Raw genomic sequence first — 19,085 nt, 5'->3', positions numbered from 1 at the left:
TCCTCCTGCTGTTGCTCATGGTGGTCGTCCGGCTCCCCTGGGCCGGTGACCTGGGCATACACGCCGCCACCGTCGAACGCCTGCGGCACAGCCTGCTCGACCCCGGCAATCCGCTGGTCGACGCGGACACGCCCAGCCCGTACTACTCGCCGTGGACGGTGCTGCTCGGCTGTGTGGCCAAGGTGACCGGGTTCTCCGTCTTCGTCGTGCTGCGGCTCGGGGCGCTGGTCGGGCTCGGGGTGCTGGTGACCGGGGTGTGGCGATTCGTACGTGTGTTGAGTGCGCGTCCGGTGGCACCTCCGCTCGCGCTGCTGTGCCTGTTGCTGCTGTGGGGCACGGCGCAGTTCGGCTGGAGCGGCTTCCTCGGGCTCCACTCCCTCGCGCTGACGGTGGCGTATCCGAGCGTGTTCGCGCTCGGGCTCGCGTTTCATCTCTGGGCGTGGCTGGCGCGGCCGGCCGGGTGGTGGGTGTGCCTGGGGTGCGGGGTGCTGTGGGCGGTGATTCTGCTCGTCCATCAGTTCTCGGGTGTCGTCGCGTCGTTGGGCGCGCTGGCCGTCGTGTTCGCGGCGCGGGGTGGGTGGGGGCTGTGGGCGCGGCTGGGGGCGGGGCTGGCGCTGGGAGTGGTGGTGCTGTGGGCCTGGCCGTACTACGACTTCTTCGCGCTGCTCGGTGCCGGGGACGGGATGGACGCGGTGCACCGGTCGCTGTACCGGGACCTGTTCGGGCGGTACTGGCTGGTGCTGGTGGGGGTGGCGGCGCTGGGGGTGCGGTGGTGGCGTGACCGGCGGGACGTGCTGGTGCTGTTCTTCGTGCTCGGGGCGGTGGTCTTCCTGGCGGGCGGGGTGAGCGGGCACTGGTCGTGGGGGCGGGTGCTGCCCGCCGCGCTGATTCCGGCGCAGCTGGCGGTGGCGCTGGAGGCGGTGGGAGCGGTGGAGGCCGGGCGGCGGCGGGTCGTGCGGGCCGGGTGGGCGTGCGTACTGGGGGCGGCGCTGGTGGTGGGGGCGTGGGGGCAGGTGGGGACGCTCGGGTACGTGGTCGAGCGGGGGGTACTGCCGGGGGTGGTCGAGGAGAAGTACCGGGAGCCGTGGGCGGGGTACCACTGGATCACTCCGTGGGTGGGGTACGGGGACGTGGTCATGGCGAGGAAGTTTCCCTCGCGGCAGATTCCGGCGTACGGGGCGTACACCGTGGCTCCTGGGTATCCCGACTTCTTTCTGCCGGACGAGGGGGCTCGGGTGGCGGCGGTGCGGGCGTTCTTCGCGGAGGGGGTGGTGGGGGGTGTGCGGTGGGGGATTCTGCGGGAGTACGGGGTGCGGTGGGTGGTGGATCGGGGGGATCGGCTTCGGGGGGTTGAGGGGTTGAGGGTGGTGGCTCGGGGGCCGGGTGGGGAGGTTTTGTACGCGGTGGTGTTTTGAGCGGGTGTTTCGAGCGGGGGCGTTTCGGGCGGGCGGGGTTCGTGGTTGCCCGGTGTCGGTGCGGGCCGGGGGTGGGTGCGCGGCCCGGCGTGGCGGGGTGCCGCTGCGCCCACCCGTGCCGCCCCAGCGGCACGACTGCCCGCAGCGGCGGCGGCGCGGCGCGGCTGCCCGCCGGCTGGGGCGTTGTCAGTGGAGGAGGCCTGCTGCCAAGCGGGCCGTGCGTTTTACTCGTGGTGTGGCCAGGCGGCGTACCGCCGGGCGGATCAGTGTCGCCGTGCTGCCCACCGGCTGCCAGCGGATCTGCAGGCGGCCGGGGTTGTGGCCCTCCGGTTCTGCCGTGACCCGGTGGGGGAGGGCGCCGGTGTAGTAGGGGACGCGGGCGGTCAGGGGTGGGAAGGACAGGGGGGCCAGGAGGATGCCCGTGTGGGTCTGGCCCTGGTGGCGGAGGCGGAGCACGGGGTGGCGGATGCCCTCGAAGCCCTGGAGGGGGAGGCGGGCCGAAGCCAGGTCCAGGCGCACGTGGCCCTCGAAGACGCCGGGGCGTACGGGGCAGAGGCGGAAGGGGACCGTGAGGCGGCGACGGCCGGGGGAGAGGTGGAGGGTGGCGCGCTGGGGGCCGACCGGTAGGCGCAGGGCCGGGTCGTAGGTGCGGACGGTCAGGTCGATCGAGGCGCCGGGGCCCCGCTCGATCTCCGTCACCTCGTGGCGGAGCTGGGCGGTGAAGAACGGGCGGGTGTCCAGGTCCAGGTCCGTCAGGTCGAGTTCGTGGCGGGCCTGTGCGGAGCGCGGGATCTCCTCGCCCCAGTAGGTGCGGCCGTCCGCCGGGTCCGGTGTGGTCCGGCGCGGGGCGACGTCGTGACCGAGGCCCCGGGCGGCGAGGCGTACGTCGGAGAGGCGGCGGTCGCGGACCAGTTGGAGGACGACCCGTTCGGGGCGGGGAAGGCGGGCGTAGGCGCCGGGGGCCAGCGTGTCGAGGTACGGGGTCACGATGTCCGCGAAGGACGCCAGCCACGCGTCGTCCCGGTACGGGAGGTCACCGGCGTACATCCGGAAGTCGTGCTTGAGGAACTTGAAGTCCTTGTCCTCACGCAGCGACACGTGCCCGCTCTCGGCCAGGAACGCGTCGATGAGACGCTGCACGTGGACGCGGTCGCGGACGTTGGTCAGCTTGTGCCGCTGGTTGGATATGGAGGCCGCCTCGGAGGCGGCGTACGGGGCGACGTACCAGCGGTAGACCGGCTCCGGGACGACGGTGAACGTCTTGGCCAGGCAGTACGCCTGCGCCGAGAAGAGCTGGTCCTCGTAGTGGATGCCCTCGGGGAAGCGCAGGTCGTGCCGGTCGAGGAAGGCGCGGGCGTACATCTTGCTGGTCGACAGGTGCTCGAAGAACAGCCGCGGGTCGGCCTCGATGCCGTCGAGCGTGCGGCGCTCGGCGACCAGGTGCGGCATCCAGGTCGTGCGGCGTCCGCCGTCCACGCGTATCCGGTGCACCGCGCCCATCGCGAAGTCGATGTCGCGTTCGCGGTGGGCGGCGAGCAGGACCTCGACGGCACGCTCGGGGAGTTCGTCGTCACTGTCCAGGAACATCAGGTACGGGGCCCGCGCGATCTCCAGGGCGCGATTGCGCGGGGCGCTGCAGCCACCGCTGTTCTCGGGCAGGCGGAGGTAGACGACGCGGGGGTCGTGGGCGGCGAGTTCGCGGGCCACGTCCTCGGTCGCGTCCGTCGAGTGGTCGTCGCTGATGACGATCTCGATGTTGGCGTGGGTCTGGCGCAGGACGGACGCGACCGCGCGGGGGAGTCGTTCGGCGTCGTTGTAGACGATGACCGTGACGGTGACGTCCGGCGTGCTCGCGGAAGTGGCCATGGACGTGCTCATGACGCGGTCGCCTCCTCGGGGCTCGGGGCCGGCGTGCGCTGCTCGACCGGCAGTACGGGCGGCAGTGTCCGTTCGTCCTCGCCGAGGAAGACCCGGCGTACGACGCGTTCGGCGGCGCGGCCGTCGTCGTACTCGCAGAACCGGCGCCGGAAGGCGGCCCGCGCCTTCGCCGCGCGTTCGTCGCGCCAGGCGTCCGTGGTGAGGATCTCCGTCAGCTCCGCCTGGTCGCGGGCGACCGGGCCCGGGGCCTCGGCCATCAGGTCGAAGTAGACGCCCCGGGTGGTGCGGTACGTCTCCCAGTCGTCGGCGTGGATCACGATCGGACGGTCGAGGTTGGCGTAGTCGAACATGATCGACGAGTAGTCCGTGACCAGCGCGTCGGCGGCCAGGCACAGCTCCTCGACGGGGTCGTAGGAGGAGACGTCGATGATCCGGCCGGTGCGGCGCAGGCCCGCCAGAGGAGAGGTGGCGGTCTCGTAGAAGTAGTGGGCGCGCACCAGCAGGACCGTTTCCTCGCCGAGTCGGTCGGCGAGGGCGGCGAGGTCCAGGCGAGGGGTCCAGCCGGCCTCGTAGTCGCGGTGGGTGGGCGCGTAGAGGATCGCCCGGTGGCCGGGCGCGATGCCCAGGCGCTCGCGGACCGCACGGACGTCGTCGGCGCCCGCGGTGTAGTAGACGTCGTTGCGCGGGTAGCCGTGGTCGAGCGAGGTGTGGCGGGACGGGTACGCCCGCTGCCATATTCGGGTGGAGTGGCTGTTGGCGGAGACGCTGTAGTCCCACTTGTCCACGCGCTCCAGCAGGGCCTGGAAGTCGAGGCCGCGGGCGGCGGCGGGGTACGGCATCTGGTCCAGGCCCATGCGCTTGAGCGGGGTGCCGTGGTGGGTCTGGAGATGGACGGTGCCGGGGCGTTTGACGACCGCGTCCGGGAAGTTGACGTTGTTGACGAGGTACTTGGCACGCGCCAGCACCTCCCAGTAGCGGCGGGTGCCGGGCACGACGTGGTCGGTGCCGGGCGGCAGCAGGGCCGCGCCCGCCGCGGTGACCACCCACACCGGGTGGACGCTCGGCGCGAGTTCGGCGAGCTTGGCGGCGATGGCGGCCGGGTTGCAGGCCACGCCGCGGGCCCAGTACGCCGAGAAGACGGCGAGGTGGGGATCGACCGGCTCGGCGAGCGCCCTGCGGTACTGGAGGGCGCGCAGGCGTGTCCCGGCCCGGTGCCTGCCGGTGCGCGCCGCCGACCGCACCCTGCGGCGCGCGCGGTTGGCGGCCTGGAGCGCGCGGTACTTGGCGCGGGCGTCCTCCTCCAGCAGCGACCGGCGTACGCCTTCGAGGCCGGCCGGGCGCCGGTGGCCTTCGGGGCGGTGGCGCCGGGCGGCGAGGGACGCCAGGTGGAAGAACTCCCGCGCCACGTCGTCCGGCATTCCGGCGCGGGTGAAGGTGCGCAGGCAGTCGCGGACCATCAGGTCGTACAGGACGGTGTGGACGGCAGGGCGGCCGGCGGTCAGGTCGAGGAGCGTCTCGTAGCGCTCGACCAGGGCGTATCGCTGCTTCGGCGTGACCGGCGGCAGGCTCTGGGGGCGCAGTCGGCGCTCCTCGTACGCGGGGTGGGGCAGACAGGCGACGCGGTCGGCGAGCAGCAGGGCGGCGTACGCGGCGAAGGGCTCGTCGTCGGTGGTGAGGAGGCGCTCGTGGGCCCGCCAGAAGCCGGCGCGCACGGCGCGGTTGCCGAGCAGCGGGGTCAGTCCGAGCAGCGACGGGCGGTCGTCGAGGGCGAGGTCGGCGCGGCCCGCGCGGGCGAGGCGGGGGCCGTCCGGGGAGGGCAGGCCGGAGGCTCGCCAGGTGCTGCGGACGTGGTCGAAGAGCAGGACGTCCACGGTGCCGTCCCCGGGGTCGGGGAGGCCCGCGGCGTGCTCCGCGATCGTGCGCGGGGCGCCGGGAGGCAGCCCGTCCTTGGCGTGGACGAAGTGCAGCCACCGGCCCGACGCCCGCGCCGCGCCGGCGGCGCGGGCCGCGGCGTCGCCGGCCTCGTCCGGCAGGGGCAGCACGGTGAACGCGGGGGTGTGCCGCTCGGCGGTCTCCCGCGCCCAGTCCCCGACGGCGGCGACGATCACCTCGATGCCGGTGAGGGGATGGGCGTCCAGGGAGTCGAGGAGCGCGGGCAGGTGGTCCTGGACGTTGGGGCCGTGGACGATGACGCTGAGTTCGGGGGTCTCGGGCATCGCGGGGACTCCTTCGCCGTCGTCGTCGCTCCCGGCGCTCTCCTGTTCGGTCGTCCGGCCATAGTGGCATTAATCGGGCAAAAGGGTTAACCGTGCGTACGCCTTCCGGGCGCAGCGGCGTCCGGCGGAGGCTAGGTGGCCTGTCGTTTGGATCTTGCCGGGGTCGCGGGGCGTGGCACGCGCATCCGCGGCGTTGCCGTCGGTCGCCAGGGCTCCGCCCTGCCGCCCTCCTCCGCCTTGCGGCCACACCCCAGCCAACCGCGTCACCAACCTCTCCGGACAGCACACCTAGGCGGCGGCCTTCGCCTTGGGTGCGGGCTTGGCGGGCTGGGGCTTCGCCGCCTTGTCCGGGCCGCCGGTGAACTTCTCGTACTCCTTCAGGACCTCCTCCGTCGGCCCGTCCATGCGCAGCTCCCCGCGTTCCAGCCACAGCACCCGGTCGCAGGTGTCGCGGATGGACTTGTTGCTGTGGCTGACCAGGAACACCGTGCCGGCGTGCCTCCGCAGCTCCCGGATGCGTTCCTCGGAGCGCTTCTGGAAGGAGCGGTCGCCGGTGGCCAGGGCCTCGTCGACGAGGAGGACGTCGTGGTCCTTGGCGGCGGCGATGGAGAAGCGCAGCCGGGCCGCCATGCCGGAGGAGTACGTGCGCATGGGCAGGGTGATGAAGTCGCCCTTGTCGTTGATGCCGGAGAAGTCGACGATCTCCTGGTAGCGCTCCTTGATCTGCGCGCGGGACATGCCCATCGCCAGGCCGCCGAGGTGGACGTTGCGCTCGCCGGTGAGGTCGCTCATCAGGGCCGCGTTGACGCCGAGGAGGGAGGGCTGGCCGTCCGTGTAGATGCGTCCGTTCTCCACCGGGAGCAGGCCGGCGACCGCCTTGAGCAGCGTCGACTTGCCGGAGCCGTTGGTGCCGATCAGCCCGATCGCCTCGCCCCGGTACGCCACGAAGGACACGTTCTTGACGGCGTGCACCCGGCGCACGCCCGCCGCCTTCTCGGCCTTCTTGCGGCGCAGGATGCGGTTGAGGGCGGCGGTCGCGGAGCCGCGGCCGGCGCCGGTGCCGTTGACCCGGTAGACGATGTCGACGCCGTCGGCGATGACGGTGGGGACGCGCTCGTCCGTCCGCTCGCTGATGCGCTGCTCGGGGTTGCCCGTGTTGTCAGCCACGTCCGTACGTCTCCTCGGCCTTCCAGAAGTAGATGAAGCCGCCGATCCCGGCGACCAGGGCCCAGCCCGCGGCCATCGCCCACACGTGGTCCGGCAGCATGCCGCCCCCGAAGCTGTCGATCAGCGCGAAGCGCATCAGGTCGATGTAGACGACGGCGGGGTTGACCTGGAGGAGGGGGCCCACCCATGAGGGCAGGCCGCTGTCCGGGCCGGTCATGTGATGGATGCTGAACATGACGCCCGAGCCGTACATCCAGGTCCGCAGCAGGAACGGCATCAGCTGGGCCATGTCGGGGATCTTCGAGCCCACCCGGGCCATGATCAGCGCCAGGCCCGCGTTGAACACGAACTGCAGCACCAGCGCCGGGACCGCCAGCACCCAGGACGCGGCGGGCGGTACGCCGAAGGCGAGCAGGATCACGACCAGGGCGGCCATCGAGAACATCAGCTGCTGCAACTGCTGGAGGCAGAAGGAGACCGGCAGTGCCGCCCTCGGGAAGTGCAGGGCGCGCACGAGGCCGAGGTTGCCGGAGACGGCCTTGGTGCCCGCCATGATCGAGCTCTGCGTGAAGGTCCACACGAACACGCCGGTGACCAGGAACGGGACGAAGTCCTCCACGCCGCGGCTGGTGTTCATCAGCATGCCGAAGATGAAGTAGTACACCGCCGCGTTGAGCAGGGGCGTCATCACCTGCCAGACCTGGCCCAGCTTGGCCTGGCTGTACTGGGCGGTCAGCTTGGCGGTGGCGAAGGCGGTGATGAAGTGCCGGCGCGCCCACAGCTGGCGGACGTACTGGGGCAGGGAGGGGCGGGCGCCGCTGACCGACAGACCGTGGCGGGCGGCGAGGGCCGCGAGGTCGTGGTCGGCGGTGTCGGGGGCGACCGCGTCCGGTGTCGGGGGCGGTGTGTGGAGGACCTGACTCACATCCGCTGCTTTCGCTCGGGGGTGGGGGCGACGCCCGTCGTTCACCGAGGTGACCTGGCGCGTTCACTTACGTCGGGACGGGACCGTATCGTCGTAACGTGAGCGTAGGGCTTGGCCGCGTCGGAACGCAACCGTTTCGTCGTCACGCCCCTATGCTTGGCTCGCATGACGACCAACGCCGACGAGCCGCAGCCGCGCCCGCGCCGCCGGGCCCCCGCCGGGGCGGCCGTGCTCCGCGAGGACGTGACGGAAGCCATCCGGGCGGCGGTCTTCGAGGAACTCGCGGCGGTCGGCTACGCGCGGATGTCCATCGAGGGGATCGCGCGCCGCGCGGGGGTCGGCAAGACGGCCGTCTACCGGCGCTGGCGCTCCAAGCTGCACCTGGTGCTCGACATCGTCTCCGCGCTCGCCGTGCAGGGCCTGCCCGCGCCCGACACCGGGTCCCTGGAGGGCGACCTGCGGCTGCTGTACGAGGTGACGTCCCGTGCCCTGCGCCACCCGGTGGCCTCGCAGATCATCCCCGACCTCCAGGCGGAGGCGGCCCGCAATCGCGACATCGCCGAGGCCATGCAGAAGACCCTTCGGGAGGGCCAGGACGGCGTCGCCAGCAGGATCCTCGCGGCGGCGACGGAACGCGGCGAGCTGGGCCCCGCCGTCGACGCCGACCTGGCCCTCGATCTGATCTCTGGCCCGCTGTACTGGCGCTCGGTGGTCATCCGCGGCCCGAAGCCGCCGAAGGGCTACCTGGCGGCGCTGGCGCGGGCGACGGCGGCGGGGCTGAAGGCGCTCTGAGACCGGCCGGGGCTTGTCAGTGGCTCCGGTCAGGATGCGTCCAGCACCTTCGGCGATCGTTCAGCCGGACAGCCTGACACGGCGCTCCCCGCCCCCGGACGATCAGCCGCACAACCGCCGGGCGAGGGCGGCAAGTTCCGCCACGCGCAGCACCCGCCCGCCGGATCCCGGCAGCGGTACGTGCAGTGCCTCGGTCCAGCGGGCGGGTACGGCCGCGATGCCGTGCACGGCTCCGGCCAGAGCGCCCGTGACGGCGGCCACCGTGTCGGTGTCGCCGCCCAGGTCGATCGCGGCGCGTACGGCGTCTTCGTAGGTGGAGGTCGTCCGCAGGGCCCAGACGGCGGAGCCGAGGCAGGGCCAGACGGCGCCGTTGAACTCGGTCGCCAGGTCGGGGTGCCAGTCGGGGGCCAGGACGGTGGCGTAGCGGGCGCGGTGGTCGGGGTGGAGCGCGCGCAGGGTGTCGGAGACGGCGGCGAGCGGGTCCTCACCGGCCAGGGCGACCCGCACCAGCTCGTGGAGGACCGCCGTGCCCTCCCACGCGGCCCGGTCCCCGTGGGTGAGCGCGGCGAGGCGGCGGGCGGCGTCCATGGTGGCGTCCCGGCCCAGGGGCGCGAAGTGCACGGCGGAGGGAGCGGCCCGCATCAGCGCGCCGTTGCCCGCACCCCGCCCGTTGACCTGGAAGTGCAGGGCGGCGGCCGTGTCCCAGCCGTCGCCGGAGCCCAGCACGGCCTCGGTCTGCAGGCCGATGTCCTTCGGGTCGGCAGCCGCCCAGCGCCGGAACCGGCGGAAGACGTCCGGCGGATCGAGTCCGCCGCACTCGAGCAGGGACTCGGCGACCAGAACCGCCATCTGCGTGTCGTCCGTGGCCTCGCCCGGGTCCCAGCCGCCGCCCCCGCACATCTCGCCGCCCTGCCCGGGGCGGGGGAAGCGGTCGGAGAAGGCGCCCTCCGGGCCGAACTCGAAGGGCGCGCCCAGGGCGTCACCGACGGCCGACCCGATGACGGTGCCCAAGGCGCGGTCGGAGGCCGGGGCGTGAGTCACCGGTCAGTCCCGCGCCGCCCCCGGATGCAGCCGTACCCAGCCCGCCCATGCCGACGTGATCATGTCCTCGACGTCGTACTTGGCCTTCCAGCCCAGTTCCGCGGCGGCGCGGTCGGCCGAGGCGACCACGCGGGCCGGGTCGCCGGGGCGGCGGGGAGTGACCGTCGGGGGGTGGTCGTGGCCGGTGAGGGAGTTGATGCGGTCGATCATCTCGCGGACGGACACGCCCTCGCCCCGGCCGATGTTGAGGGTGAGGGCGCTTCCGGGGGAGGCCCGGAGTGCGCGGGCCGCAGCGACGTGGGCCTCGGCCAGGTCGACGACGTGGATGTAGTCGCGGACGCAGGTGCCGTCCGGCGTCGCGTAGTCGTCGCCGAAGACGCGCGGGGCGGCGCCCTCCGTCAGCTTCTCGAAGACCATCGGGACGAGGTTGTAGACGCCGGTGTCGGCCAGCTCCGGGCTCGCCGCGCCCGCCACGTTGAAGTAGCGGAGGGAGGCCGTGGACAGGCCTGACGCCCGGCCGGTGGCGCGGACCAGCCACTCACCGGCCAGCTTGGTCTCGCCGTACGGCGACATGGGCAGGCACGGCGTCTCCTCCGTCACCAGGTCGACGTCGGGCATGCCGTACACGGCCGCGGAGGAGGAGAAGACGAAGGACGGGACACCGGCCGCGGTGACCGCATCCAGCAGGACGCGCAGGCCCTCGACGTTCTCCCGGTAGTAGTGCAGCGGCAGGTCGACCGACTCGCCGACCTGCTTCTTGGCGGCCAGGTGTACGACGCCGGTGACCGAGTGGTCGGCCAGGGCGCGCGCGACGCGTTCGCCGTCCAGGACCGAGCCCACGACCAGGGGGACGCCGTCGGGCACGCGCTCGGCGATTCCGCTGGACAGGTCGTCGTACACGACCGCCTGCTCGCCCGCCTCGGTCATCGCCCGTACGACGTGCGCCCCGATGTATCCGGCGCCGCCGGTGATCAGCCAGGTCATTGCGGCCGTCCCCTCGTCAGTGGTCCTCGGTGCTTGGTGGTCATGATCCGTCATCGCGGCGCCCGGTGGGCGCCGCACCCTTCAGGACGAGGCGGAGGCCGGCTCGGTGCCGTACGCGTCGATGGCCGCCGTGAGCCGGTCGAGACGGGCCCGCAGGTCCTGGACCTCGGCCAGGTCCAGGCCGGTCGCCGCGGCGATCCGGCGCGGCACCTCCACGGCCCGCTCGCGCAGCGCCACGCCCTCCCCGGTCAGCCGCACCTCCACCGACCGCTCGTCGCGCGCGCTGCGCTCCCGGTGGACCAGGCCGGCCGTCTCCAGCCGCTTGAGCAGGGGTGAGAGGGTGCCGGAGTCGAGGCGCAGGTGTTCGCCGAGCTTCTTGACCGGCAGCTCCCCGTGCTCCCACAGCACCAGCATCACCAGGTACTGCGGGTAGGTGAGCCCGAGGTCCTTGAGGACCACGCGGTAGACGCCGTTGAAGGCGCGCGAGGCGGCGTTCAGGGAGAAGCAGATCTGCTGGTCCAGGCGGAGCCAGTCCGTTGCGGGCGTGGTCATGTGATTCAGGGTAGCCGACAGCCCTTGTCCCCCATTTAGTTGTGCACAATTGAGTTGTGTGCTCTACTTATCGTCGTCAGGCGTCGCCACGACGCTTCTCCTCGCATCGAGAGGGACGGTTTCCCATGGACGCGCTCTACACCGCCGCCGCCACCGCCACCCACGGCCGCGACGGCCGCACCGTCAGCTCCGACGGCACGCTCGACCTCGCGCTCGGCGTCCCCGTCGAGATGGGCGGGAACGGGCAGGGCACCAACCCCGAGCAGCTGTTCGCCGCCGGGTACGCCGCCTGCTTCGGCAGCGCCCTCGGCCTCGTCGGCCGGCAGGCGAAGGTCGACGTCAGTGACGCCGCGGTGACCGCCGAGGTCGGCATCGGCAAGCAGGGCGAGGGCTTCGCGCTCGCCGTCACCCTCCGGGTCGAGCTGCCCGAGGGCGTGGACGCGGAGACCGGCCGCAAGCTGGTCGAGCAGGCCCACCAGGTCTGCCCCTACTCCAACGCGACCCGCGGCAACATCCCGGTCGACCTCGTCATCGAGTAGGCCAGGTGGTCAGCGGCCCGCCCCGACCCGCGCCAGCACCTCCCCGGTCCGCTCGCTCCACGCCACCACCACCGCCTCCTCGGGCACCGGCCGCCAGCGGGTCAGCAGCAGCCAGCGGACGTGGTAGCGGCGGACGACGGTGGCGCGCTCGGCGCGGGTCGAGCCGGGCGCGAGATACGCCTCGACGTCGGCCACCCGCCGCCCGCGTTCCCGCTCGTCCAGCGACGGGTCCGGCCAGGCGGGCGCCGCGAGGTTCGGCCCGTACCCGGCGATGGCGTGACCGGCGTAGTAGCCGTCGGTGATCACGACCTCGCCGGGGCCGATGTGCCGGGCCGCCCAGTCGTACGTCGGCCAGTTCGGCGGCTGATCGAAGCCGACCGGGTCGAGCGGGCGCGGCACCACCGCCCCGGCGTGGACCGCGAGGAACCCCAGCAGGGCCCCCGCCGTGGCGGTCCGGCCCAGCGCCCTGCGCCACCGCCCCCACGGCCGGGGCGCCGCCAGCTCCACCGCCAGGGCGAACTGCAACGGCACCAGCGTGAGTCCGAGGATCCGGCCGTAGGTGTAGTGGCCGCTGAACCAGCCGTACGCCACCACCGCGCAGTCCAGCGCGAACATCAGCACCAGCGGATCCCGCGCCGACCGGCGTCCGCGCAGCCAGAGCGCCGGGAGCCCGAGCAGCGCCAGCCAGAACTCCCCGGGCAGGTCCAGGTACAGGACCCGGTGCATCCCGTCCACGCTGTCGTCCCCGGCCAGCGCGAACACGTCGAAGTACGGCCACACCGCCGCCGACGCCACCGCGACGCCGCCCGTCAGCGCCCACCGTCCGGCGACCGCTGTGCGCCACCCGCGCTGCCATCCGGCCACCAGCGCCACCGCGCCGAGCGCCGCCGCCACCGCCGTGATCGGGTGGACGAGGAGGATCAGGCCGTAGAGCAGGCCGAGTCCCGCGTACCCGGGCAGGCCGCGCAGCCCGCTCGGACCCACGTACCGCACCCGGCGCGGGTCCCGGCCCCGCGCCCCGGTCAGCGCCCAGGCCCAGAAGGTGAGCCCGATCGCGAAGGCCGACGGATAGCCCAGGTTGCCCGTCATCGACATCAGCCCGAGATAGCCGCTCCACCAGGCGCGCTCGGTCCCCCACAGCAGCGTCATCGCGCCCAGCGCCAGCACCGGTGCCCACGGCCGCGGGGACAGCACCCGCACGAAGCGGCCGAGGCCCGTCAGCAGCACCAGGAGGTTCACCGGCCCGGCGAGCCGCACCACCTCCCAGCCGCCCAGCCCGGTCAGCCGGGCGAACAGGCCCTGCGCCAGCGCGTACGGCGAGTAGTACGCGCTGCCCGCACCCGGCAGGTCGGCCATCGGGTGGCGGGGGTGGAGGAGGTCGGCCTTCAGGCGCTCCACGACGGCCGCGTGCTGGCCGGCGTCACAGCACAGCGGCACCGCCCAGTACGCCAGCGTCATCAGGAGGAAGAAGAGGAAACCCGCACTCTGGTACGGGGTGGGACGCCAGACGCGGCCGCCGCGCAGCGCCGTCGCGCCGCGCACGGAACGCCGGACGAGGACGCCGGCGCTCACGGGACAGTCGAAGGGTGGGGCATTCGGGACATTTGGCGTATGTTCCCGATGAACCCGCCGGGGTCAACGGCATGACCTCACGTCACCCCATCGAGTGCGGGTCAGCTGGTCGCGCGCGCCCGGTCCGCGTGCCCCTGCGACGGCAGCGCCACCTGCCCCCGCGCCACCGGCTCCAGCAGCAGAGGCACCCCCACCACCGGCAGCAGCCACGCCAGCACGATCAGCCGCCCGCCCCAGATGTCGATGTCCGGATGCCCGGCCTGGGTGAGGATCCCGGTGAACGCCGCCGCGACCAGGAAACCGCCGACCGCGCCACCGCGCCGCAGCGCGCCCCACGCCCCGGCCGCCAGGGCCGCGACGAACAGCGGCTCCCACGCCTGCCGACGCAGCCACTCCACCCAGAAGTTGCCCTGCAACTGCCAGAACTCCGGCCATGGATCCGCCCGGTCGGGCCGGGCGAAGTGGCCGGTGAGCAGGTCCTGGAGGCTGTCGGACACCGACGGGTAGTGCAGCAGCCGGGCCAGGGCCATCGTCAGGACGGCGCCGGCGAGACCGACCGCCGCGAGCGCCAGCACGTCCCGGCCGGGCGGCCGGCCCCGCCGGTGCCGGCGCAGGGCGATCAGCGCGCCCGCCGCCGCCAGGCACACCCCGAGGAACAGCGCCTGCGAGTGCTTGACGGTGAACAGCGCGAGCAGCGCCACGGCGACCACGGCGAGCCCCGCCCGCCCGCGCCCCGCCCGCAGCACCAGCGCACAGCCCCACACCGCCGCGAGGGTCAGCGCCATCAGCAGCCCCTCGGTCATCGGGCGCATGGCCGTCGTCCCGCACGGCAGCACGTAGTACAGGCCCTGCCCGGCCAGCGCGAGCGGCACCGGCACGGACAGGGTGCGCAGGATAAGGAAGGCGAGGATGCCGCCCGCGCACGCGATGACGACGCTCGCCGCCCACAGCCCCCACGTCGCCCCGAAGGCCAGGACGAACGGCACCAGGAACACCGGGTAACCGGGCCGCGCCTCGAAGATCCGCATGAAGCGTTCCTCCATGTACGGCACGGTGTGCCCGCCGGTCTGCCCGGCCGCCAGCCGCGGCTCCACGTGCCGCCACTCCCGCTCCCGGCACTCGTCCATGACCCGGTCGGTGGGGTCGGGGCGGTGGAAGTGGACCACGTGCACGCTCTGGTTCCGCCGGGCCGTCGACGCCTGGCTCGTGCACACGTAGTCGATGGTGGCCGCCGCCACCCCGCGCTTGCTCCCGCCGCCGAGGCTCAGGGCGTACGACAGGTAGTTCTTGGTGTCGGGGGTGTCCCGGCCGGTGACGTTCGCGAGCTGGAGCAGGGCGAACACCGCGGCCAGCAGCAGCACCCAGGTGCGCGGCCTCACGACGAGGCCAGCAGGGAGCGGCCGGTGGACGGGACGGTCCGGGCACCGGGCACGCCGACGGGCTCCGGCATCGGCTCGCCCAGCATCAGCGTCCGGACGACCCGCTCGGCGGCCAGGCCGTCGTCGTACTCGCAGAACCGGACCCGGAACGCGGACCGCAGCCGCGCCGCCTCCTCGTCCCGCCACGCGCCCGACGCCAGCAGCCACGCCAGCTCCCGGTAGGAGCGCGACACATGGCCCGGTGCCTCGGCGGTGATGTCGAAGTAGGCGCCGCGGCTCGCCGTGTAGGCGCCCCAGTCGTCGGCGTGGATCACGATCGGCCGGTCCAGGAGCGCGTAGTCGAACATCAGGGCGGAGTAGTCGGTGATCAGCAGGTCGGAGGCGAGCATCAGGTCCTCCACGTGCGGCTCGTCCGTCGCGTCGATCAGGACGCCCCGCCGGTGCAGCTCCGAGAGGCCCATGCCGCGCGCCGGGCCGGTGGCGAGGGACGGGTGCAGCCGGACCACCAGGGTGTGGCCGTCGCCGAGGTCGGCGGCGAGCCGGGCCAGGTCGAACCGCTCCACGTGCCCGCCCCGCCGGTACTCGCGGCGGGTCGGCGCGTACAGCACGACGGTGTGCCCCTCGGGGACACCGAGCCGCTCGCGCACCCGCCGGCCGTCCTCCGGGCCGGCGCCCACCAGTACGTCGTTGCGCGGACTGCCGGTGCGCACGGACGTGAAGTGGCACGGGTACGCCCGCTCCCACACCCGCTCCGCGTACCGGCCCGCGACCAGGCTGTAGTCCCAGCGGTCGGCCCGGCGCAGCATCTGCGGCACGTCGACGCCGTGCCGGGCGCCGGGCCGGCCCAGCAGATCGGCGCCCATGTACTTGAGCGGGGTGCCCTGGTGGGTGTGGATGTGGACGCTGCCGGGGCGCTTGGCCACGGCGCCGGGCCAGTTGACGTTGTTGACGAAGAACGTGGCCCGCTCGGTCACCCGGCGGTAGGCGGCGCTGCCCAGGATCACGTGTTCCGTGTCCGGCGGCAGCGCGGCCGTGTCCGCCGCGTACTCCTCGTCGCGCACCACCCACACCCCGCGCAGGTGCGGGGCGATCTCGCGGGCCTTGCGGTAGACCGCCGCGGGGTCGCCCAGCACGCCCCGGTGGGAGAAGGCCGAGTACACGGCGAGGCCGGCGTCCAGCGGGCGGCGGCTGTTCACCGCGGTCCGCACCCGCCCCGCACGTCCGGCGACCACCCCGCGCGCCTGCCGTGCCCGCCGCTCCAGCTCCCGGCCGGCCCGCCCGGACTGCCGCCGCAGCAGGTAGGTGGCGTACCCGCCGTTCAGTACCCGCAACTCGGGCGGGATCTCGGCGCCCTCCGGCCGGTACGCGCGGAACATCTCGGCGGTGCGGCGGAAGAACTCGGCCTTGTCGGCGGGCGGCAGCCGGTCCGGCTTGGACAGGATGTCCAGGCAGTGCTCACCCATCTTGGCGTGCAGGAACGGCCGCCAGCGGGCCAGCTCCGGGCGGGCGTCGAGGAAGGCGAAGACCCGCTCGTACTGCGCGTGGACGTCGAAGTGCTTGCGGCTGGTGGTGGACAGGATGTTGCCCTGGCGGCGCTGCCGGTAGTTCAGGCAGATGCGGTCCAGCGTGGCGATGCGCCCGGCGGCGAGCATGACCGGGAAGGTCCAGGGCGTGTCCTCGTAGTAGCCCGGCGGGAAGGTGAAGCCCTCCCGCTCCACGAAGTCGCGCCGGTAGACCTTGTTCCAGACCACCATCAGCAGGTCGAGGATCCCGGGTTGCTCGGCGGCCGTGAAGGTGCCGTCGCCCGCCTCCGCCAGCACCTTGGCCAGGACGTTGCGCCGCGTGCCGCCCCACCAGTAGGTGCGCGCGTAGTCGAATACCAAGACGTCCGGGTCGTCCGTCTCCGCGAGCCGGTCGGCCATCGCGCGCAGGGCGCCCGGGGTGAGGGTGTCGTCGCTGTCGAGGAAGAACAGGTAGTCGCCGGTGGCGTGCGGCAGCCCGGCGTTGCGGGCCCGCCCGAGGCCCACGTTCTCCTCCAGGTGCAGCACCCGCACCCGCTCGTCGCGGGCGGCGTACTCGTCGAGGATCGCGCCGCAGCCGTCCGGCGAGCAGTCGTTCACGGCGATGACCTCGATGTCCCGGTAGGACTGGTCCAGGACGGAGTCGAGGCACTCGCGCAGGAAGCCCTGCACCTTGAAGCAGGGGATGATGACGCTGAAGCGGGGCACGGCGGGGTCAGCTCCTTACGAAGGTGGCGGCGGCGGGGGCCGGGACGCGCTCCGCGAGCGGGATCACGGGCGGCAGCGCCTCGGGCGGCTCGCCGAGCAGCACCCGGCGCACGACGCGCTCGGCGGCCCGGCCGTCGTCGAACTCGCAGAACCGCTCCCGGAAGGCCGCCCGCAGCGCCGCCGACTCCGGACCCGCGTACGAGCCGTCGCGGAACACGCGGGCCAGCTCCTCCGGCGTCCGCGTCACCGGCCCCGGCGGCGCCGCCATCAGGTCGAAGTAGACGCCGCGGGTCTCCCGGTAGACGTCCCAGTCGTCGGCGTACACGACGATCGGCCGGTCCAGGTTGGCGTAGTCGAACATGATCGACGAGTAATCGGTGACCAGCGCGTCGGCGGCCAGGCACACGTCCTCGGAGGAGCGGTGCGAGGTCACGTCGATGATCCGGCCGCTGCCCCGCCTGCCGCCCCGGTCGTAGAAGTAGTGGGCGCGCAGCAGCACCACCACGTCCTCGCCCGCCGCCTCGCAGAACGCCTCCAGGTCCGGGCCGCCCGCGCCGAAGCCGCTCTCGTAGTCCCGGTGCGTGGGCGCGTACAGGACGGCTGTCTTCCCCTCCGGGACGCCCAGTTCGCGCCGGACGCGGGCGACGTCGTCGGCGGTCGCCGTGCAGTAGACGTCGTTGCGCGGATAGCCGTACTCCAGGTGCTCGTAGGAACCCGGGAAGGCGCGCTCCCACATCTGGGTGGAGTGGCGGTTGGACGAGATGTTGTGGTCCCAGCGGTCCACGCGGCCCAGCAGCTTGGCGAAACTGCCGGTCGCCGCGGCCACCACCGGGTACGTCGACTGGTCGACGCCCATGGTCTTCAGCGGGGTGCCGTGCTGCGTCTGGAGGTGCACGCTGCCGGGGCGCTTGACGACGCCCTCGGCGAAGTTGGCGTTGTTGACCAGGTACTTGGCGCGGGCCAGCACCTCCCAGTAGCGCCGGCTGCCGATGACGGCGTGGTCGACGTCGCCCGGGATCGTGTGCGCCTGGTCGGGCTCGACCAGGAACACCGAGCGCAGGTGCGGGGCGAGTTCGCGGGCCTTGGCGTGGATGGCGGCCGGGTTGCAGGCGTAGCCGCGGCCCCAGTACGCGCAGTACACGACGAGGTCGGGATCCAGCGGGCGGCGCAGCGCGCGCCGGTAGCGCAGGCGGGTGCGCAGCCCGTGCGGGCGCGGCAGGCGCCGCAGGACGCCGGTCGCCAGCCGGTTGGCGGCGCGCAGGGCGCGGAAGCCCGCGTACGACCCGGACGCCAGCAGCCGGTGCTGCACGCCGAGCCGGCCGCCCGGGGGCCGGAAACCCGCGGGGCGGTGGCACCGGTAGAGGCGGCTCGCGCGACGGAAGAAGGCGCGGCGCTCCCGGCGGGTCAGGCGCCGCGGATGGGTCGCCGTCTTCAGGATCGCGGCGAAGAGCTGCTCGAACAGCGGCCCGCGCCGCTCGTCCGGCAGCCCCCGCTCGGCGGCGTGCGCGAGCGCCAGTTCGGCCTGGTCGAGGAGGGCCGCGTGGTGCTCACCGGGCAGGTTCAGCCGGTTGCCCTGCCGCCGCACCAGATGCCGTACGACGACGGAGCGCAGCACCGCCACGCGCTCGGCACGCGCCGCGACCAGGGCGCCGAAGCCGACGTCGGTGAAGTGCCCGTCGGGGAAGTCCAGTCGCCGCTCGGTGAGGAAGGTACGGCGGTACGCCGCGCTCCAGGCGGGCAGCCGCACGCCGGTGAGGTGCGGGGCGCGGTCGGGGGCGAAGGCGCCGTCCGGGGCCTTGGCCAGCAGTGGGGCGGCCGGGTTGGTCGGCTCGCCCTCCCACCAGGGCACCCGTTCGTGCTCGAAGTACAGGACATCGACGCAGGGGCCGCCGCCGGTGTCCGCCAGCCGCGCGTCCAGCACCGCCAGCGCGCCCGGCGCGAGGACGTCGTCGCCGTCGAGGAACAGCAGGTACGCGCCGGTCGCCGCCCGCATCCCGGCGTTGCGCGCTCCGGCCAGCCCGGCCGACGGCGGCGAGTGCACGGGCGCCACCCGGGAGTCCCGCTCGGCGCGCTCCACGGCGACGTCCGCCGCGACGAGGTCCGGGGCGTCGTGGACCGGGATCAGCTCGAAGTCGCCGAAGGACTGGGCGAGGACCGAGTCCAGCGACTGGGACAGCCGCCCCGCGACCCCATGGGACGGGACGATGATGCTGAAGCGGGGCATACTGCTCTTTCTCTCGTTCCACTGGTCCGGCGGGAGGCCCTCGTCCGACGGGAGCCCCCCGTCCGACGGAAGCCGCCCCCCGCCGCTCGTGCCGTCCGGCGGCCCGGTCGTCCCGGTCGTCCCGTCGGCCGCCAGGTGGGCGGCCGGGTCGGAGTGGGCCGCGACGAACTGCG

The 19,085-nt window shown here is 73.6% G+C and carries 14 protein-coding genes; 3 read left to right on the top strand and 11 right to left on the bottom strand.

Going from position 1 to position 19,085, the window contains the following annotated elements; genetic code table 11:
* Nucleotides 1-17 precede the first annotated feature (17 nt).
* Nucleotides 18-1,415 (top strand): hypothetical protein, encoded by a 1,398-nt coding sequence (locus ACFW48_RS03905; protein WP_386310263.1) that lies wholly within the window; start codon nucleotides 18-20, stop codon nucleotides 1,413-1,415.
* A gap of 186 nt (nucleotides 1,416-1,601) precedes the next feature.
* Here the strand turns inward: ACFW48_RS03905 and ACFW48_RS03900 are convergent, their stop codons facing one another.
* From ACFW48_RS03900 to ACFW48_RS03885, 4 genes are all read right to left on the bottom strand, one after another.
* Entirely contained in the window at nucleotides 1,602-3,293 is a 1,692-nt protein-coding gene (locus ACFW48_RS03900) for a glycosyltransferase family 2 protein (protein ID WP_386310186.1), read from the bottom strand.
* Nucleotides 3,290-5,509 (bottom strand): CDP-glycerol glycerophosphotransferase family protein, encoded by a 2,220-nt coding sequence (locus tag ACFW48_RS03895; RefSeq protein ID WP_386310183.1) that lies wholly within the window; start codon nucleotides 5,507-5,509, stop codon nucleotides 3,290-3,292. The genes ACFW48_RS03900 and ACFW48_RS03895 overlap by 4 nt, the downstream gene beginning before the upstream one ends.
* Nucleotides 5,510-5,797: 288 nt before the next feature.
* A complete protein-coding gene (locus tag ACFW48_RS03890) occupies nucleotides 5,798-6,676 on the bottom strand; it encodes an ABC transporter ATP-binding protein (RefSeq protein ID WP_386310181.1) in 879 nt (292 codons plus the stop codon).
* Complete coding sequence (locus ACFW48_RS03885; protein ID WP_386310178.1) at nucleotides 6,669-7,601, bottom strand: ABC transporter permease; 933 nt, start codon at nucleotides 7,599-7,601, stop codon at nucleotides 6,669-6,671. The genes ACFW48_RS03890 and ACFW48_RS03885 overlap by 8 nt, the downstream gene beginning before the upstream one ends.
* Before the next feature lie 165 nt (nucleotides 7,602-7,766).
* Between ACFW48_RS03885 and ACFW48_RS03880 the strand changes: the two genes are divergently transcribed.
* A complete protein-coding gene (locus ACFW48_RS03880) occupies nucleotides 7,767-8,393 on the top strand; it encodes a TetR/AcrR family transcriptional regulator (RefSeq protein ID WP_386310176.1) in 627 nt (208 codons plus the stop codon).
* Between the two features lie 102 nt (nucleotides 8,394-8,495).
* Here ACFW48_RS03880 and ACFW48_RS03875 read toward each other — a convergent pair whose 3' ends face one another.
* The 3 genes from ACFW48_RS03875 to ACFW48_RS03865 all read right to left on the bottom strand — a co-directional run bounded on the left by ACFW48_RS03875 (nucleotide 8,496) and on the right by ACFW48_RS03865 (nucleotide 10,970).
* The gene (locus ACFW48_RS03875) at nucleotides 8,496-9,434 is read right to left on the bottom strand and encodes an ADP-ribosylglycohydrolase family protein (RefSeq protein WP_386310174.1); all 939 of its coding nucleotides are present in this window, start codon (nucleotides 9,432-9,434) and stop codon (nucleotides 8,496-8,498) included.
* 3 nt (nucleotides 9,435-9,437) lie between these two features.
* Nucleotides 9,438-10,418, bottom strand: coding sequence for a UDP-glucose 4-epimerase GalE (galE, locus tag ACFW48_RS03870; RefSeq protein ID WP_386310172.1), 981 nt, complete (start codon nucleotides 10,416-10,418; stop codon nucleotides 9,438-9,440).
* Between the two features lie 81 nt (nucleotides 10,419-10,499).
* Nucleotides 10,500-10,970 (bottom strand): MarR family winged helix-turn-helix transcriptional regulator, encoded by a 471-nt coding sequence (locus ACFW48_RS03865; RefSeq protein WP_386310169.1) that lies wholly within the window; start codon nucleotides 10,968-10,970, stop codon nucleotides 10,500-10,502.
* Nucleotides 10,971-11,095: 125 nt separating this feature from the next.
* Between ACFW48_RS03865 and ACFW48_RS03860 the strand changes: the two genes are divergently transcribed.
* The gene (locus tag ACFW48_RS03860; protein WP_121747267.1) at nucleotides 11,096-11,509 is read left to right on the top strand and encodes an organic hydroperoxide resistance protein; all 414 of its coding nucleotides are present in this window, start codon (nucleotides 11,096-11,098) and stop codon (nucleotides 11,507-11,509) included.
* 9 nt (nucleotides 11,510-11,518) lie between these two features.
* On the opposite strand, the gene ACFW48_RS03855 is transcribed toward ACFW48_RS03860, so the two are convergent.
* The 4 genes from ACFW48_RS03855 to ACFW48_RS03840 form a co-directional block, all read right to left on the bottom strand.
* The gene (locus tag ACFW48_RS03855; RefSeq protein ID WP_386310167.1) at nucleotides 11,519-13,081 is read right to left on the bottom strand and encodes a hypothetical protein; all 1,563 of its coding nucleotides are present in this window, start codon (nucleotides 13,079-13,081) and stop codon (nucleotides 11,519-11,521) included.
* A 101-nt stretch (nucleotides 13,082-13,182) separates the two neighbouring features.
* Nucleotides 13,183-14,460 (bottom strand): hypothetical protein, encoded by a 1,278-nt coding sequence (locus tag ACFW48_RS03850; protein WP_386310164.1) that lies wholly within the window; start codon nucleotides 14,458-14,460, stop codon nucleotides 13,183-13,185.
* A complete protein-coding gene (locus tag ACFW48_RS03845; protein WP_386310163.1) occupies nucleotides 14,457-16,688 on the bottom strand; it encodes a CDP-glycerol glycerophosphotransferase family protein in 2,232 nt (743 codons plus the stop codon). Before ACFW48_RS03845 ends, ACFW48_RS03850 begins: the two co-directional genes overlap by 4 nt.
* A 7-nt stretch (nucleotides 16,689-16,695) precedes the next feature.
* Complete coding sequence (locus ACFW48_RS03840) at nucleotides 16,696-18,912, bottom strand: CDP-glycerol glycerophosphotransferase family protein (RefSeq protein ID WP_386310160.1); 2,217 nt, start codon at nucleotides 18,910-18,912, stop codon at nucleotides 16,696-16,698.
* Between the last annotated feature and the right edge of the window lie 173 nt (nucleotides 18,913-19,085).

The organism is Streptomyces sp. NPDC058812, from assembly GCF_042744565.1.
Taxonomy (GTDB): Bacteria; Actinomycetota; Actinomycetes; order Streptomycetales; family Streptomycetaceae; genus Streptomyces; species Streptomyces thinghirensis.
Note: the sequence above shows the minus strand (reverse complement) of the source record. Positions and strands in the feature narration are given on the sequence as shown.

Coding starts and splice junctions, on each gene's coding strand:
- ACFW48_RS03905 (WP_386310263.1), top strand. CDS start 18: ATGGTGGTCGTCCGGCTCCCCTGGGCCGGTGACCTGGGCATACACGCC.
- ACFW48_RS03900 (WP_386310186.1), bottom strand. CDS start 3,293: ATGAGCACGTCCATGGCCACTTCCGCGAGCACGCCGGACGTCACCGTC.
- ACFW48_RS03895 (WP_386310183.1), bottom strand. CDS start 5,509: ATGCCCGAGACCCCCGAACTCAGCGTCATCGTCCACGGCCCCAACGTC.
- ACFW48_RS03880 (WP_386310176.1), top strand. CDS start 7,767: ATGACGACCAACGCCGACGAGCCGCAGCCGCGCCCGCGCCGCCGGGCC.
- galE (WP_386310172.1), bottom strand. CDS start 10,418: ATGACCTGGCTGATCACCGGCGGCGCCGGATACATCGGGGCGCACGTC.
- ACFW48_RS03865 (WP_386310169.1), bottom strand. CDS start 10,970: ATGACCACGCCCGCAACGGACTGGCTCCGCCTGGACCAGCAGATCTGC.
- ACFW48_RS03860 (WP_121747267.1), top strand. CDS start 11,096: ATGGACGCGCTCTACACCGCCGCCGCCACCGCCACCCACGGCCGCGAC.
- ACFW48_RS03840 (WP_386310160.1), bottom strand. CDS start 18,912: ATGCCCCGCTTCAGCATCATCGTCCCGTCCCATGGGGTCGCGGGGCGG.